This window comes from Cupriavidus sp. D39 (assembly GCF_026627925.1).
Taxonomy (GTDB): Bacteria; Pseudomonadota; Gammaproteobacteria; order Burkholderiales; family Burkholderiaceae; genus Cupriavidus; species Cupriavidus ulmosensis.
Window position 1 is genome coordinate 3,611,140 of record NZ_JAPNLE010000009.1, and the last position, 16,048, is coordinate 3,627,187.

Sequence of the window (16,048 nt, forward strand, 5' to 3'; positions counted from 1 at the left end):
CTTCAGCGTGAAGCGTTGCCGCCGGCCGCGGGCGCGGCTGCCGGTTTGGCGCGGGGTTTTGAACTGGCGGGCGCCACGACGGGCGCCGCGGACGGGGCGGGGGCGGCGCCGGGCGGCTGTGGCCGAGGGCCTGCGCCATGCGCTCGTCGAGCGTCTGCACCGCGGAGGCCGGTGGGATGGCGGCGGGGTCGATCACCGGCGCCACCACGGCGGAGGCGGCCGTGGCGGACGCGCCGGCGCGGGCTGCCACCCGCGCTGCCGGCACGCTGGCGGCTTCGCTGGTGGCGGCGGCTTCGCTGGCGCCCATGACGGTGGCGCTGGCGATGCTGGCGGTGTGGCCGGTGGTAAACACGCTGGGCGTATCCACGGGCGGCTTGCCGCCGGCGCGTTCGGACGCGGGCGGGGCGATGTTCGCCAGTTCCTCCGGCCACTTGCCGGTCAGGTAGTAGTCCATCACCTTGCGCGCGATCGGCGCGGCCACGGCGCCGCCGAAGCCGGCGTTCTCCACGATCATCGCCAGGGCGATCTTGGGATTGTCGGCGGGGGCGAATGCGGTATAGAGCGCGTGGTCGCGCTTGCGTTCGTCCAGCGCGTGGTGGTTGTACTTCTCGTTCTTGCCCATGGTGAAGGTCTGGGCAGTGCCGGTCTTGCCGGCGGACTCATAGGCGGCGCCGGCGAACGCGCGGGCGGCCGTGCCCGAGTGCGTCACGCCCACCATGGCGCGCTTGATCACGTCGATATCCGACTGCTTGAGCGGCAGGCGGTAGCTTTCCTTGGGCACGGTGAGCTCGCGCTCGCGGCTGACCGAATCCTCCACCGCCTTGACCAGGTGGGGCTTCATCGCGATGCCGTTGTTGACCAGGATGGAAGTGGCGTTGGCCAGCTGCAGGATGGTGAAGCTGTTGTAGCCCTGGCCGATCCCCAGCGAGATGGTTTCGCCGTCATACCACTTCTGCTGCTCGGGCTTGCGGTAGGCGCGGCGCTTCCAGTCGGTGGAGGGCAGGATGCCGCGGCTCTCGCCTTCGATGTCGATGCCGGTGACCTGGCCGAAGCCCAGCGGCTTCATGAAGTCGTGGATGGCGTTGACGCCCATGTCGCGCGCCAGCATGTAGTAATAGGTGTCGCACGACTGAATGATGGAGGCGTTCATGTCCACCCAGCCGTGGCCGCCCGGCTTGTCATCGCGGAAGGTATGGTTGCCGAGCGTGAACGAGCCCGGATCGTGGAAGCCCCACGCCGCGGTGCGCTTGCCGGTGGTGAGTGCCGCCAGCGCCATGAACGGCTTGTAGGTGGAGCCTGGCGGGTAGGTGCCGCGCAGCGGGCGGTTCAGGAGCGGCTTGTCGGGCGAGCCGTTGAGCTCGTTCCAGGTATTGGTGTCGATGCCTTCGACGAACAGGTTGGGGTCGTAGGTCGGCTTGGAGACAAAGGCCAGGATGTCGCCGGTGGCCGGCTCGATCGCCACCAGCGCGCCGCGCTTGTCGCCGAAGAGCGCCTCGGCAGTTGTTGCAGGCGGATGTCGAGCGACAGGATCAGGTTGTTGCCGGGCGTGGCGGGGGAGGTGGACAGCGTGCGGATGGGGCGTCCGCCCGCGCTGACTTCCACTTCCTCGAAACCGGTCAGGCCGTGCAGCTCGGTCTCGTAGCTTTGCTCGATGCCGATCTTGCCGATGTAGTTGGAGCCCTTGTAGTTGTCGGCGTCCTTGCGCGGATCGTACTTGGCGCCTTCGGCGCTGTTGGCCTCGTCCATGGCCTCGATGCGTTCCTGGTCGCGCTGCGAGATGCGGCCCAGGTAGCCGATCACGTGCGAGGCGGACTCGCCCAACGGGTACTGGCGGAACAGCCGGGCGCGCACGTCCACGCCGGGAAAGCGGAAGCGCTGGGCGGAGAAACGCGCCACTTCTTCATCGGTGAGCTGGCTGCGGATCGGCAGGCTTTCGAAGCTGCGCGATTCTTCCATCAGGCGCTTGAAGCGGCGGCGGTCGCGCGGCTGGATGTCGATCAGCTGGGCCAGCTCTTCAATCGTGTTGTCGAGCGTGTCGGACAGCTTGGACGGCGTGATTTCCAGCGTGTAGGCGGAATAGTTGCGCGCCAGCACCACGCCGTTGCGGTCCATGATGATGCCGCGATTGGGCTCGATCGGCGCCACCGAGATACGGTTGTCCTCGGCCTTGGCCGAGTACTGGTCGTGCTTGTACCACTGCAGCCAGAGAAAGCGCGTGAACAGCAGGCCGAAGCAGATCACGGCGAACAGGCCCGCCGCCGCTACGCGGATGCGGAAGCGGCCGAGCTCCTGTTCGACATTGCGTATTTCGGTCATGGTACTGCGTCAGCCTTGCGGTTTGCCGCGCGCCCGGGTGGGGCGCGGCGGGACTCGGATGGAGGTAAAGCTCAGATCGGCCGGGTTTCGTCCACGTCGGCGCTGCGGCGCTGCGGCGCCAGCAGCATGCTGGTGGCCAGTGGCCATAGCAGCGCTTCGATGCCAGGGGCCAGCAGCAACTGCCAGCCGGGCAGCGGCGCGCCCATGGCCAGGCGGATCAGCACCGGCACCGCATGGGCGATGAACAGCAGCGGCAGCACGTGCAGCGCCTGGGTATAGACCGTGAACCACAGCACGCGGCGATGGATGGTGATGGCGAAGTACGCCAGCAGCGAGTACGCCATGGCGTGCTCGCCCAGCAGGCGCGCGTCATGCACGTCCATCAGCAGGCCGAGCGCGAAGGCCACGCCCATGCCGACCTTGCGCGGCTGGTGGATGTTCCAGAACACCAGCACCAGCGCCACCACGTCGGGCACCCACAGCGTGGTGCCCCAGGGCATCAGGTTGAACAGGAAGGCCAGCACGAAACTCAGCGCGATAAACGCGGGGTTGACCGGGCGCAGCAGGTATTGGGGATTGGTCAACGCTTGGGCTCCTTGGCGGGGGCGGGCTTGTCCGCGGGCTTTTCGGCCGGCTTGTCAGCGGGCTTTGCAGCGGGCTTGTCGGCCGGCCGCTCTCCTGAGCGTTCGGCATCCCGGACACCCGGGCGGTCCGCCCTGACGCTGCGCGCTTCCTTGGCGTCGCGCGGGCCGTCGATGGACTCGCGCGGCGGCAGTTGCGCTTCATAGCGGATCACCAGCAACTGGCGGTGCGAACGCACGCCGGCCACCGGTTCGCAGTACACGCGCGAGAAGGCGGTATCGGCCTTGCGCTCGATCTGCACGATCTTGGCCACCGGCAGGCCCGGCGGGTAGGTGCCGTCCAGGCCGGAGGTGACCAGCAGGTCGCCCTGTTGCAGGTCGGCCGAGGCGGCCATGAAGCGCAGGTCGAGCAGGCCGGCGCGGGCGCCGCCAAGGCCACGCTGCGCAAGCCGTTGCGCACCACTTGCACGGGAATGGCCTGCTCCTTGTCAGTCAGCAGCGTGACTTCCGACTGGAACGGCGAAACGCGCGTGATCTGGCCGATCACGCCGCGTTCGTCGATCACGGGGTAGCCCGCGCGCAGGCCATGCTGGCTGCCACGGTCGATCACGATGCGCTGGCTGTAGGGGTCGCGGGCGTCGTACAGGATCTCGGCCGCCGTCACGGGCGTGGCCGATTGCTGCACCAGGCCAAGCAGCTTGCGCAGCTGGTTGTTCTCGGCCTCGAGCTGGGACTGGCGCACCGAGCCCTCGGCCTCGGTCACCATGCGGCGCCTGAGCTCGCGGTTCTCGCTGGCCAGAGCGGCGGAAGACTGGGCGTAGTCGAAGGTGGCGCGCAGCGCGTCGCGTGGCACCAGCACCGTGCGCTCCACCGGCATCAGCACGGTGGCGGCAACCTGGCGCACCACGCGCAAGGCGTCAAAGCGCGCATCGACGATGAGCAGCGCCAGCGCGATCGTCACGTAGAAGACGAGGCGCGCAACGGCGGAAGTGCCCTGCTTGAAGAGCGGCGGCGGAGTGTAATCCATTTACCCGTGCGCTGGCAGAAAGGTCCCACGGTCCCGCAGGCACGACCGCGCCGCGGCACGCCAGCCGGGGAGGCTGGGGTGTGCCGGCGCGGCGTGGTGCACGGGGGCGGGCCGGGTCGGGAGGGTGGCGAGGCAAGGCGCGGCCCCGACCAGGTAGTCCGGCAGGCCGCGTCGCGCCACGAGCGATTCCTCTGCTTACGTATTATTCGTAGGAGAAGATGCTGCCGAGCTTGTCCATGCGTTCGAGCGCCATGCCGGAGCCGCGCACCACGCAGGTCAGCGGGTCTTCGGCGACCAGCACGGGCAGGCCGGTTTCCTCGGCCAGCAGGCGATCCAGGTCGCGCAGCAGCGCGCCGCCGCCGGTCAGCATCATGCCGCGCTCGGCGATGTCCGCGCCGAGTTCCGGCGGGGTCTGTTCCAGCGCGATCTTGACGGCCGACACGATCTGGTTGAGCGGATCGGTCAGGGCTTCCAGGATTTCGTTGGACGACACCGTGAAGGCGCGCGGGATGCCTTCGGACAGGTTGCGGCCCTTGACTTCCATTTCACGGACTTCGGAGCCGGGGAAGGCCGAACCGATGGCCTTCTTGATGGCTTCGGCGGTCTGCTCGCCGATCAGCATGCCGTAGTTGCGGCGGATGTAGTTGACGATGGCTTCGTCGAACTTGTCGCCACCCACGCGCACCGAGCCCTTGTAGACCATGCCGCCCAGCGAGATGATGCCCACCTCGGTGGTGCCGCCGCCGATGTCCACCACCATCGAGCCCGACGGCTCCGACACGGGCAGGCCGGCGCCGATCGCGGCCGACATCGGCTCCTCGATCAGGTACACCTGGCTGGCGCCGGCGCCCAGCGCCGATTCGCGGATGGCGCGGCGCTCGACCTGGGTCGAGCCGCAGGGCACGCAGATGATGATGCGCGGCGAGGGCGCAGCAGCTTGGTGTCGTGCACCATCTTGATGAACTGCTTGAGCATCTGCTCGGTGACCGTGAAGTCGGCGATCACGCCGTCTTTCATCGGGCGGATCGCTTCGATGTTGCCCGGCACCTTGCCCAGCATCTGCTTGGCTTCCTTGCCCACCGCCTGGATCGTCTTCTTGGCGTTGGGTCCGCCTTCCTGGCGGATGGCGACCACGGACGGCTCGTCAAGGACGATGCCCTTGTCACGCATATAGATCAGGGTGTTGGCGGTGCCGAGGTCGATCGCGAGATCGTTGGAGAAGTAGCTGCGGAGAAATCCGAACATCAGGAATCCTGTTTTCTGGTGGTTCGCGAGTATGCGAAGTGGCCGGCGCCGCTGCGGGGCCAGCCACGATATTCATAGCGACGGGTAGTATTAAGGCCCCCGGTCGTCCGGTGGGGCCGGCGCCGTTGCCAGCTCGCGTTGTCATACGCTGCGAACTGCCAGGGCCGGGGCCGCCAACCAAGGCCGCTTTGCCGGGTGGCGAAAACGGCCTCTACGGGAACCTTTGATTAGACCACGCGCGAAAGTTCGGTGGAACGGCGCCGCAATTACAAATTAATTGCTGGCGGGGGCGGCCTAATCGGAGGAACCTGTCTCTCATCATCCCTTGTGTACCTTCGACCCCGCACCGGCGCCGGCCGGTCCGGCAGCGCGGCCAGTGCTGGCTGGCCCGGGTGCCCGGAGTACGCCCCCCGCCGGTGTGTCCCGCCAGGGTGTCCCGCTGGGGTGCCCTAAAAGGCTCCGGGGGAGGCGGTTCTGCACCAATGTGACGAAGGCGCGGCCAAAGGATGGCAACGCGCAATGATACCTTATAATTCCCCCTGTTTCGGGGGCTTCTTCCTCGAAAAAACCTGTAACTTTGACGATTCCCGGGCGCTCCCGGCAGCACTTGCCCGGCCCGCCCCGGCCGCGCCCGCATCGTCTTTCGCACCGACCCCAAGCCATGGCTCTCGACCTATCCGACGTCAAGCGCATCGCCCACCTTGCCCGCATCGAAATCAACGATGACGAGGCCGGGCAGACGCTTGTGCAGCTCAATCAATTCTTCTCCCTGGTCGAACAGATGCAGGCGGTCGACACCACCGGCATCGTGCCGCTGGCCCACCCGCTGTCCGCGGTGCGCGAGATGTCGCAGCGGCTGCGTGACGACGTGGTCACCGAGCCCAGCCGCCGCGAGGACTACCAGCGGCCCGCCCCGGCCGTCGAAGGCGGCCTCTACCTGGTGCCCAAGGTCATCGAATAAAGGTCAAGCGCACCCCGGCCCTCGACCCAGCGGCTGCGCCGCGCCGCCCCCAGGCTGCGCCGGCAGCCATCACCTGCCAAGCCAAACCGACCGACATGTCCTTTTCCGCATCTTCCGTGACCTCCCTGCGCGAGCTCTCCGACGCGCTGGCGGCACGCACCGTCTCCGCCGAAGAACTGGCGCGCGATTACCTGGCCCGCATCGCGCAGGCCGGCGCGCTCAACGCCTTTGTCGACGTCAACCCCGAACTCACCCTGGCCCAGGCCCGCGCCGCCGACGAGCGCCGCGCGCGCGGCGAAGCCGGCCCGCTGACCGGCGTGCCGATCGCCCACAAGGATGTGTTCGTCACCCGTGGCTGGCGCGCCACCGCGGGCTCGCGCATGCTTGCCAACTACCAAAGCCCGTTCGACGCGGCCGTGGTCGAGCGCCTGGCCGCCGCCGGCATGGTGACGCTGGGCAAGACCAACATGGATGAGTTCGCGATGGGCTCGTCCAACGAGAACTCGCACTTCGGCCCGGTCAAGAACCCGTGGGACGCCAGCCGCGTGCCGGGTGGCTCCTCGGGCGGCTCCGCCGCCGCAGTGGCCGCCGGCCTGGCGCCAGCCGCCACCGGCACCGACACCGGCGGCTCGATCCGCCAGCCGGCCTCGTTCTCCGGCATCACCGGCATCAAGCCCACCTACGGCCGCGTGTCGCGCTACGGCATGATCGCCTTCGCCTCCTCGCTCGACCAGGGCGGCCCGATGGCGCATACCGCCGAGGATTGCGCCATGCTGCTCGGCGGCATGGCCGGCTTCGACGAGCGCGACTCCACCAGCGTTGCGCCCGCCTTGGGCGGCGTCGATGAGGACTACACCCGCCTGCTGGGCCAGGCGCGCGTCGGCGCCAGCGCTGGCAAGCCGCTGTCCGGGCTGCGCATCGGCCTGCCCAAGGAGTATTTCGGCAAGGGCCTGGCTGCGGACGTGGAGCTAGCCGTGCGCGCCGCGCTGGCCGAGTACGAAAAGCTGGGCGCCACGCTGGTCGAGGTGTCGTTGCCCAAGACCGAGTTGTCGATCCCCGTGTACTACGTGATCGCCCCGGCCGAGGCATCGTCCAACCTGTCGCGCTTTGACGGCGTGCGCTTTGGCCATCGCGCCGCCGAGTACCGCGACCTGATGGACATGTACAAGAAGACCCGCGCCGAAGGCTTCGGCCCCGAGGTCAAGCGCCGCATCATGGTGGGCGCCTATGTGCTGTCGCACGGCTATTACGACGCCTATTACCTGCAGGCGCAAAAATCCGCCGCATCATCGCCGACGATTTCCAGCGCGCCTTCACCCAGTGCGACGTGATCATGGGCCCGGTGGCGCCCACGGTTGCGTGGAAGCTTGGCGAAAAGAGCGCCGATCCGGTGCAGATGTACCTGGCCGACATCTTCACGCTGTCGACCAGCCTGGCCGGCCTGCCCGGCATGAGCGTGCCCTGCGGGCTGGGCGAGGGCGGCATGCCGGTTGGCCTGCAACTGATCGGCAACTACTTTGGCGAGGCCGAGCTGCTGCAGACGGCGCACGCCTTCCAGCAGGCAACGGACTGGCATCTGCGCCGGCCCGCGCAGGCATGATCGCGCGGCGCTGGCTGGTCCGTCTCGCGCTCGGCATCGGGCTGGCCGCCGCCTTGGCGGCCTGCATCCCGCTGCCCCGTTTCGGCACCCGGCCGCCACCGATCGCCAGCCGCGACATCGACCTCGCCGGCGACTGCCGCCGCACCGAGGAAGACGGCTTTCGCGAGGATGCGCAAGTGCGCGTGGCGGACAACACCGTGCAGCAGCTGTCATGGAAGCTGTGGGTGGGCAAGCGCGGCTCGTGCAGCTTCAACCTGGCCGAATTCCGCCAGACCCAGAAGAAGCCGCATATCGAGCTGCGCGCCAATGACGGCAGCGCCTGCAAGCTGATGATGTGGCAGGATCCGCGCCGGGTCACGCTGGCGCACGCCAACTGCCAGGCGCGCTGCTCGCCGGGCATCTATGAAGAAGCCTGGCCGGTGATGTTCGAGCCTGGCGGCGGCGGCTGCGCGCAGACCCGATGAACCCGCTCAGCGCCATGTCCGGCCCCGCCCACCGTTGCATCGCCGCTAGCCTCAAGGCCTTCAGCCTGGGCGCGTGCGCCTTGCTGCTGGCAAGCCACGCCGTGCCCGCGCGGGCCTTGGTGCCGGCAGCTGGCGAACAAGCCATGCCGGCGGCGCAGACGGTGAGTTTCCCAGGCGCCGACGGCGGCAAGCCGCTCAGCGGCTACTGGTTCGTGCCGCAGCGCGGCGCGGCGGCCCCGGCCGTGCGGGTGGTCATTGCGCTGCACGGCTGCACTGGCCTGCACCGCAGTGGCGGCGCGGATGCGGCGGCGCTCCAGGGCCGCTATCGCGAGTACGTGCAGTGGCTGACCGCGCGCGGCTACGCGGTGCTGCTGCCCGACAGTTTCGGCCCGCGCGGCAAGCCGGGGGCATCTGCACCGAACGCCTGGACAGCCGCGACATCGACGACGCCACACGGCGCGGCGATGTGCTGGCGGCGCTGCTGTGGCTCGCGCGGCAGCCCGGGGTGGACACGGCGCACATCGTGCTGCTGGGCTGGTCCAATGGCGCGCAGGCGGTGCTCAGCGCCATCGACGCCAGCCGCGACTGGCCGGCGGGCGCACCGGCGATCGAGCGCGCCGTGGCTTTTTACCCTGGCTGCAAGAGTGCGGTGCAACGGCACGAGTACCGCCTGCGCACGCCCCTGCTGCTGCTGACCGGCGGCGCCGACGACTGGACCCCCGCCACCCGCTGCGCCATGCTGCGCGAGGCGGTCGCGGCGCGCCAGCCGGACGCGCGCTTTCGCCTGGAGATCTACCCCGGCGCGTATCACGGCTTTGACGGCACCGAGCCGCTGCGGGTGCGGCGCGACGTGCCCGACGGCTTGCGTCACGGCCAGGGCGTGACCGTGGGCGGCGACCCGATCGCGCGCGATGCGGCGCTGGCGCAACTGGATTCGTGGCTGGCCAGCCCGAATCCATGACAGAACACGTAGCAGTACATAGCCACACGTAGCAGACTCGTAGCAGACACGTAGCAAACACGTAGCAACATATACAGCACACGAACAGGAATACCGCCATGCAATGGGAAGTGGTGATCGGCCTCGAGACGCACACGCAGTTGTCGACGGCCTCCAAGATTTTTCCGGTACCTCCACCGCCTTCGGCGCGGCGCCGAACACGCAAGCCTCGCCGGTTGACCTGGCGCTGCCCGGCGTGTTGCCGGTGCTCAACCGCGGCGCCGTCGAGTGCGCGATCCAGTTCGGCCTGGCGATCGGCGCGACCATCGCGCCGCGCAGCATCTTCGCGCGCAAGAATTATTTCTACCCCGACCTGCCCAAGGGCTACCAGATCAGCCAGTACGAGCTGCCGGTGGTGCAGGGCGGCAGCATCAGCATCCAGGTCGAAGGCAAGAAGGGCGAAACCTACGAGAAGACCGTGCAGCTCACGCGCGCCCACCTCGAGGAAGACGCCGGCAAGTCGCTACACGAAGATTTCGCCGGCATGACCGGCATCGACCTGAACCGCGCCGGCACGCCCCTGCTGGAGATCGTCACCGAGCCGGACATGCGCAGCGCCGCCGAGGCCGTGGCCTACGCCAAGGCCCTGCACGCGCTGGTGATGTGGCTGGGCATCTGCGACGGCAACATGCAGGAAGGCAGCTTCCGCTGCGACGCCAACGTGTCGGTGCGCCCCTACGGCAGCCCCAAGCTGGGCACGCGCCGCGAGATCAAGAACCTGAACTCGTTTCGCTTCCTGCAGCAGGCCATCGACTACGAAGTCCAGTGGCAGATCGCCGAGATCGAGGACGGCCGCGAGATCCAGCAGGCCACCGTGCTGTTCGACCCGGACACCGGCGAGACGCGCGCCATGCGCACCAAGGAAGACGCGCACGACTACCGCTACTTCCCCGACCCCGACCTGCTGCCGCTGGAGATCGACGCCGCCTGGATCGAGCGCGTCAGATCTGGGCTGCCGGAGCTGCCGGTGGCCATGCAAGCGCGCCTGGTGTCGCAATACGGCCTGTCCGCCTACGACGCCAGCGTGCTGACCGCCTCCAAGTCGCTCGCCAGCTACTTCGAAGCCGTGGTCGCCGAGGCCGGCGCGGCCAACGCCAAGCCCGCCGCCAACTGGCTGATGGGCGACGTCTCCTCGCTGCTCAACCGCGAAGGCATCACCCTGGAAGCCGCACCCGTCAAGCCGGCGCAACTCGCCAAGCTGCTGGTGCGCATCGCCGACGGCACGGTGTCCAACAACACCGCCAAGAAGGATGTCTTCCCGGCCATATGGGCAGGCGAGGAAGGCGGCGACGCCGATGCCATCATCGCGGCCAAGGGCCTCAAGCAGATGTCCGACTCAGGTGAGCTGGAGAAGATCATCGACGACGTATTGGCCGCCAACGCCAAGTCGGTTGAAGAATTCCGCGCCGGGAAGGAGAAAGCCTTCAATGCGTTGGTCGGCCAGGCCATGAAGGCCACCAAGGGGAAGGGGAATCCGGCACAGGTGAATGAGTTGCTGAAGAAGAAGTTGGGGGCATAGAGGGGGGCGTAGGGGCTTTTGGGGGGCTTTCGCTGTTTATTTCGTCGGCGATGGCTGTTGAACCCAACAGCCATACGACATCCCCTGCGGGGGCTGCCGGTCACTCTTCTTTGCGCGGCAAAGAAGACTAACGAGAAGAAAGCCGCCCTGCCGGGGGCAGAGCAATAAGGCTTATGTGGGGCCGGTGGTTGCGTCGTACGGCACTGAGTGTTGGCTGGCGTGTCTTACCGGCTCAAAGGGCATCGTAACTACATGACCCAATGGTCACGTGGTGGTGCCCCTGATCGCTTTGCGCGGTGAGCGTTCGGCCATCTGCCGTTCGCGGAGCGTCTTGCCACGATGCTGCCTGCCTTGCTGGTTTCGTGGTTTTGTCTCTGGCGGCGGGTGCCCGGCCATTTGATGCCCTGCCGTACCGGCGCTGCCGGCAACTTGTTATCAGCTCCCCGGTTTCGTGGTGGGCACCGTGGCCCGTCCGCGAGGGTTCACGCTCGAACATCACCGCGCTTGCCCTCCGAGACAAAACCACGAAACCAGCCACCCCCGAAACGGCGCAGCCCCTCGCGCCGCGAACGGCAGATGGTCGAACGCGCACCGCACACGAGGTCAGGGGCCCCACCACGAAACCAATGGGTCATGCAGTTGCGATGACCTCCAGGCCGGTAGGACACGCCAGCCAACACTCAGGGCCATACGACGCAACCACAGAGGCAAAAACAGCCTTATTGCTCTGCCCCCGGCAGGGCGGCTTTCTTCTCGTTAGTCTTCTTTGCCGCGCAAAGAAGAGTGACCGGCAGCCCCCGCAGGGGGATGTCGTATGGCCCTTGGGTGCAAAAGCCAACACCGATCAAGACCAATCAAGGAGCCCGCGCATAAGAGCCCTTGCGCCCGAAAGCCAACACCGATCAAGACCAACCAAAGAGCCAGCACACCCGAGCACTTGGGTGCAAAAGCCAACACCGAGCACTCCCCCCAGCCTCCCCCAACCTTTTGCTACACTGCCCCCCAAACATTCCGGTTGAAGCCAATGAACGCCCAAGAAGTTGCCTCCTACCTGCAGACCAATCCCCAGTTCTTCGAAGACAACGCCGAACTGCTGGCCGCTGTGCAACTCACCAGCCCCCACAGCCACCGCGCGGTGTCCCTGCAGGAGCGCCAGATGGAAATCCTGCGCGAGAAAAACAAAGGCCTGGAGCTGAGGCTGGCGGACCTGGTCCGCCACGGCCACGACAACGACCGCACCCAGCAGCGCATGCATGCCTGGCAACTGCGCCTGCTGGCCGAGGTGGACTCGCACGCGCTGCCGTATGCGGTGCAGGACGGGCTGCAGCAAGTGTTCGACGTGCCGGGCGTGGCGCTCAAGCTGTGGAATGTGGCCGAGGCCTACGCGCATATGGAAGTGGCCCAGGGTGCAAGCGAAGACGTCCGCCTGTTTGCCGAGGGCCTGCGCGCGCCGTATTGCGGCGCCAACAGCGGCTTCGAGGCAGCGGCCTGGCTGGAGCGCGACGATATCGCCTCGCTGGCCATGGTGACGCTGCGCGTACCCACGCGCGAAGCCGGCACGCTTGGCGCGGCCTTTGGCCTGCTGGTGCTGGGCTCACCCGAGGCGAGGCGCTTCCATGAGGGCATGGGCACGGCCTACCTGGCGCAGATCGGCGAAGTGGCCGGCGCCGCGCTGAACCGCCTGCGCGACTGATGACCGCGAGCCGCGCGCGCAAGGCCGCTTCGCCTGCGGCGAAGAAGCCGGCCGCGCGCAAGGAAGCCGCCGAGGCGCCCCTGGACAAGCAGCCGCCCGACCCGCTGGTGCTGCGCTACCTCGACTGGCTCGCCAGCAGCCGCAAGCTGGCTGCCCACACCCTGACCAACTACGCCCGCGACCTGTCGGTGCTGCAGGCGCACGCCGCGCGCCATGCGCCGGGCATTGCGCTGTTGTCGCTGCAGACCCACCATATCCGCGCCTTTGCCGCGCGCATGCACGGCGGCGGCCTGGCCGGCACCAGCATTGCCCGCACGCTGTCGGCGTGGCGCGGCTTCTTCCTGTGGGCCGCGCGTCATGGCCTGGGCGTGGAGGCCAACCCGGTCGACGGCGTGCGCGCGCCAAAATCCGGGCACCGGCTGCCCAAGGCCTTGTCGGTGGAGCATGCAGTGGCGCTGGTCTCGCACAACGCCGGCGACGGCGCCGAGGGCCGGCGCGACCAGGCCGTCTACGAGTTGTTCTACTCCAGCGGCCTGCGCGTGTCGGAACTGGTGCAACTGGACGCGCGCTATACCGAGGACGGGGAATACCGCTCAGCCGGCTGGATCGACATGGACGGCGCCGAGGTCACGGTGATCGGCAAGGGCTCGCGACGGCGCACCGTGCCCATCGGCAGCAAGGCCATGGAAGCGCTGCGCGCGTGGCTGGCGGTACGCGCGGAACTGTTGCGCCCCGGCGCGCTGCCGGATGACGCGCATGCGCTGTTCCTGAACGTGCGCGGGCGGCGTTTGCCCGTGCGTACGGTGCAGTTGCGCATCAAGCAGCAGGCGATCCGGGCCGGCGTGCCGACCGACGTGCATCCGCACATGTTGCGGCATTCCTTTGCCACCCATGTGCTGCAATCCTCGGGCGACCTGCGCGCGGTGCAGGAGATGCTCGGGCACGCCAGCGTGGCCACCACCCAGATCTATACCGCGCTGGATTTCCAGCACCTGGCCAAGGTCTACGACAAGGCGCACCCGCGCGCGGGCAGGGCGCACTCGGCGCCCGCGCCGGTTGTTGCGCCGGTTGTTGTGCCGGTTTTTACGCCGAAGGCCGTGGATGACGGCAAAGACGCCGAAGACACCGAAGACGCCGAAGACGGGAAGGACGACTAGCCCTCCCACTGCGCCAGGATGCCGCGGAAGGCTTCCATCTCCGGCAGCAGCCAGGCGCGGAACGCCTTCACCTTGGGCGCCTCCAGCATGCCGGCCGAGCAGACGAAGTAGAGCAGCCACGGGCAGGTAATGCTCACATCGAAGAGCCGCACCACGCGCCCCGACAGCAGGTCGTTATAGGCCAGCGACGAGCGGATCAGCGCAATGCCCTGGCCCGCGGCGGCTGCCTGCAGCAGCAGCGAGGAGTCCTCCAGCAGCAGGCCCTTGCGCGGCTCCGGCCAGTCCAGGCCGGCGGCTTCGAACCACGGCTTCCACGGGTCGCCCTCGCCGCGCAGCAGCGACATGCCTTTCATGTCCTGCGGCCGCCCCGGCAGCTTGCCGCCGTTGAAGGCAGGGCTGCAGACCGGGAAGAACACATCGTCCAGCAGCTTCTCCACATACAGGCCGGGATAGTCGCCGCTGCCCATGCGCAGCGCGATGTCGACTTCCTCGCGCCCGAAATCCACCAGCGTGTTGGACGACAGCAACTCCACGTCCAGCTCGGGATGCTGTTCGATAAAGCTGCCGATGCGCGGCGTGAGCCAGCGCGCGGCAAACGACGGCATGGTGCTGATGGTGAGGCGCTTGTCCCGGTTGCCGGCCTGCAGCGCGCGGGTGGCGTCGGCGATCTCCAGCAGGGCTTCGCGCACGCGCCCGGCGTAGGCCCGACCGCCCGGGGTCAGGGTCACGCGCTTGCCGTTGCGCTCGAACAGGGCCTGCCCCAGCTCTTCCTCAAGCGCGCGGATCTGGTGGCTGACCGCGCCATGGGTGACGAACAGCTCGGTGGCCGCGCGTGAAAAACTCTCGTGGCGGGCCGCCGCCTCGAACGCGCGCAGCGCGGTCAGCCCCGGCAGGCGCGGCAGCTCGCGGTGCCAGCCACGTGGCAAATCTCTCTCCCATGCTCCCTTCAGCGCCATCATCTACCTCGTCTTATGTGAGCTCACCTAACAAGAACAAGGAAAATATATCGTTTTGGAAGAGGACCGGCAATCACTAGAATGCAATGCATCGGGGCGCTACCCGCACCGGTGCCGATCCAGTACCAGGCAAGACCAAGCATCAGCCTGCCAAGGCTGGCCTGATCGGCGGCCGCCCATTCCGGGCAAGCGGGCGAGGCAGCCGACGATGTCAGCGAAGGATGCCCAACATGAAAACATTGCTCACAACGACCCTGTTCACCCTGAGCCCGGGCGAAGTTACCTCTCTTTCCATCCACGCCGCCCAGCGCCTGCGCGTGGAAGAGGCCACGGGGATCGACGTCTGGGTCACCCGCGAAGGCGATTCGGAAGATTACTGGCTGCGTTGCGGCGGCAGCCTGCTGCTCGCCAGCGGCGACGAAATCACGCTCAGCGTGGACCCGCGCGCCGCCGAGCCGGTACGCCTGGCCCTGATCGCCGAAGCCCGCCGGCCGGCGGCAACCAGCGTGTCGCACCTGGTGGCGCGCATGGCGCGGCGTTTGGTTCGAGGCACCGAGTGGACGCCTAACCAGGACCAGGTCACGGCCTCCTGAGCCAGCGCGGGAGGATGCGGATGGCCGTGCACGCGGCCATCTGCGGCTGGTCCATTCCAGGCCGGCAAGCAGGGACGCAACAACAGCGTCATGAAGACACACCGAAAGACACACCAAAAAAGGGGCGGCCTCCTGTGAGATCCGCCCCTTTTCGCTAAACTGCCGGGATGCAATCGATACAAGTCATCGAGCAGGGCCGACAAGCCTACGAACCCTGTTTCGACGCGATGCGTGCCTTTACCGCCGCACGCACCCCCGATACCCCTGACCAGATCTGGCTGGTCGAGCATCCCCCGGTCTACACCCTTGGCCAGGCGGGAGATCCCGCGCACCTGCTCGCCCCTGACGAGACGATTCCCGTGGTGCGGATCGATCGTGGCGGACAAATCACTTATCACGGTCCGGGGCAGGTCGTGGCCTACCTGCTGCTCGACCTGCGCCGCCGCCACCTGATGGTGCGCGAGCTCGTCCATTCGATCGAGCAAGCCGTGCTGGACACGCTCGCGTCGTATAATCTCGCAGCCGAACGCAAGCCCGGCGCGCCTGGTATCTACCTTTCCGAAGGCCAGCACCAGGGCGCCAAGATCGCCGCGCTCGGCCTCAAGATCCGCAATGGCTGCAGCTATCACGGCGTCAGCCTCAACGTGCAGATGGACCTCGCGCCCTTCCTGCGCATCAACCCCTGCGGCTATGCCGGCCTGGAAACGGTCGACATGGCAACGGCGGGCGCCACCGTCAACGTGGCCGATGCGGCGGGTGCGTCCCGCCTGCCCGTGACCGCGGCACAACAAGCCGATATCGCGCGGCGCCTTGCGGCGGCGCTGTGCGAAGTGCTGGCAGAGGCGCAAGAGCGCGCCCTGGCCGCCCAACGGAATACCGCCGCGGCCCTGGCCACTTAGTCATCCAGCCGAATATGCACGCACCGCGCGTGCGGAG

General features: G+C 67.8%; 8 protein-coding genes and 6 pseudogenes. 9 read left to right on the top strand and 5 right to left on the bottom strand.

The features are described from left to right. Positions 1–2: 2 nt before the first annotated feature. From mrdA to OMK73_RS28935, 4 genes and pseudogenes are all read right to left on the bottom strand, one after another. Positions 3–2,316 (bottom strand): annotated as a pseudogene (gene mrdA, locus OMK73_RS28920) (penicillin-binding protein 2). Between the two features lie 71 nt (positions 2,317–2,387). Continuing rightward, a complete protein-coding gene (gene mreD / locus OMK73_RS28925; RefSeq protein ID WP_267605048.1) occupies positions 2,388–2,900 on the bottom strand; it encodes a rod shape-determining protein MreD in 513 nt (170 codons plus the stop codon). Then, positions 2,897–3,924 (bottom strand): annotated as a pseudogene (gene mreC, locus OMK73_RS28930) (rod shape-determining protein MreC). Before mreC ends, mreD begins: the two are co-directional and overlap by 4 nt. 202 nt (positions 3,925–4,126) lie before the next feature. Next, positions 4,127–5,169 (bottom strand): annotated as a pseudogene (locus tag OMK73_RS28935) (rod shape-determining protein). Between the two features lie 661 nt (positions 5,170–5,830). On the opposite strand from OMK73_RS28935, the gene gatC reads away from it, so the two are divergent. The 7 genes and pseudogenes from gatC to OMK73_RS28970 all read left to right on the top strand — a co-directional run bounded on the left by gatC (position 5,831) and on the right by OMK73_RS28970 (position 13,563). After that, positions 5,831–6,130, top strand: a complete 300-nt coding sequence (gene gatC / locus OMK73_RS28940) for an Asp-tRNA(Asn)/Glu-tRNA(Gln) amidotransferase subunit GatC (RefSeq protein WP_267605049.1) — start codon at positions 5,831–5,833, stop codon at positions 6,128–6,130. 95 nt (positions 6,131–6,225) lie between these two features. Next, a pseudogene (gatA, locus tag OMK73_RS28945) lies at positions 6,226–7,730 on the top strand (Asp-tRNA(Asn)/Glu-tRNA(Gln) amidotransferase subunit GatA). Continuing rightward, positions 7,727–8,194, top strand: coding sequence for a hypothetical protein (locus OMK73_RS28950; RefSeq protein WP_267605050.1), 468 nt, complete (start codon positions 7,727–7,729; stop codon positions 8,192–8,194). Before gatA ends, OMK73_RS28950 begins: the two are co-directional and overlap by 4 nt. Beyond that, positions 8,191–9,155 (top strand): annotated as a pseudogene (locus OMK73_RS28955) (dienelactone hydrolase family protein). Before OMK73_RS28950 ends, OMK73_RS28955 begins: the two are co-directional and overlap by 4 nt. Before the next feature lie 98 nt (positions 9,156–9,253). After that, a pseudogene (gatB, locus tag OMK73_RS28960) lies at positions 9,254–10,713 on the top strand (Asp-tRNA(Asn)/Glu-tRNA(Gln) amidotransferase subunit GatB). A gap of 1,024 nt (positions 10,714–11,737) precedes the next feature. After that, positions 11,738–12,406, top strand: a complete 669-nt coding sequence (locus OMK73_RS28965) for a DUF484 family protein (RefSeq protein ID WP_267605051.1) — start codon at positions 11,738–11,740, stop codon at positions 12,404–12,406. After that, on the top strand, positions 12,406–13,563 hold the full coding sequence (locus OMK73_RS28970) for a tyrosine recombinase XerC (protein WP_267605053.1): 1,158 nt from the start codon (positions 12,406–12,408) through the stop codon (positions 13,561–13,563). Before OMK73_RS28965 ends, OMK73_RS28970 begins: the two co-directional genes overlap by 1 nt. Here the strand turns inward: OMK73_RS28970 and OMK73_RS28975 are convergent. Beyond that, positions 13,560–14,519 carry a transcriptional regulator GcvA gene (locus OMK73_RS28975; RefSeq protein ID WP_267606555.1) on the bottom strand — a complete coding sequence of 320 codons (960 nt, stop codon included), beginning with the start codon at positions 14,517–14,519 and terminating at the stop codon, positions 13,560–13,562. The two genes, OMK73_RS28970 and OMK73_RS28975, sit on opposite strands and share 4 nt — an antisense overlap. A 230-nt stretch (positions 14,520–14,749) precedes the next feature. On the opposite strand from OMK73_RS28975, the gene OMK73_RS28980 reads away from it, so the two are divergent. Together OMK73_RS28980 and lipB are read left to right on the top strand one after the other, a co-directional pair. Next, entirely contained in the window at positions 14,750–15,112 is a 363-nt protein-coding gene (locus OMK73_RS28980) for a DUF2917 domain-containing protein (RefSeq protein ID WP_267605054.1), read from the top strand. A gap of 167 nt (positions 15,113–15,279) precedes the next feature. Then, positions 15,280–16,011, top strand: a complete 732-nt coding sequence (gene lipB / locus OMK73_RS28985; RefSeq protein WP_267605055.1) for a lipoyl(octanoyl) transferase LipB — start codon at positions 15,280–15,282, stop codon at positions 16,009–16,011. Positions 16,012–16,048 lie beyond the last annotated feature (37 nt).

Bases quoted from the DNA above. Each gene is read 5' to 3' on its own strand.
- lipB (WP_267605055.1), top strand. From the start codon at position 15,280: ATGCAATCGATACAAGTCATCGAGCAGGGCCGACAAGCCTACGAACCC.
- gatC (WP_267605049.1), top strand. From the start codon at position 5,831: ATGGCTCTCGACCTATCCGACGTCAAGCGCATCGCCCACCTTGCCCGC.
- OMK73_RS28970 (WP_267605053.1), top strand. From the start codon at position 12,406: ATGACCGCGAGCCGCGCGCGCAAGGCCGCTTCGCCTGCGGCGAAGAAG.
- OMK73_RS28975 (WP_267606555.1), bottom strand. From the start codon at position 14,519: ATGGCGCTGAAGGGAGCATGGGAGAGAGATTTGCCACGTGGCTGGCAC.
- OMK73_RS28950 (WP_267605050.1), top strand. From the start codon at position 7,727: ATGATCGCGCGGCGCTGGCTGGTCCGTCTCGCGCTCGGCATCGGGCTG.
- OMK73_RS28980 (WP_267605054.1), top strand. From the start codon at position 14,750: ATGAAAACATTGCTCACAACGACCCTGTTCACCCTGAGCCCGGGCGAA.
- OMK73_RS28965 (WP_267605051.1), top strand. From the start codon at position 11,738: ATGAACGCCCAAGAAGTTGCCTCCTACCTGCAGACCAATCCCCAGTTC.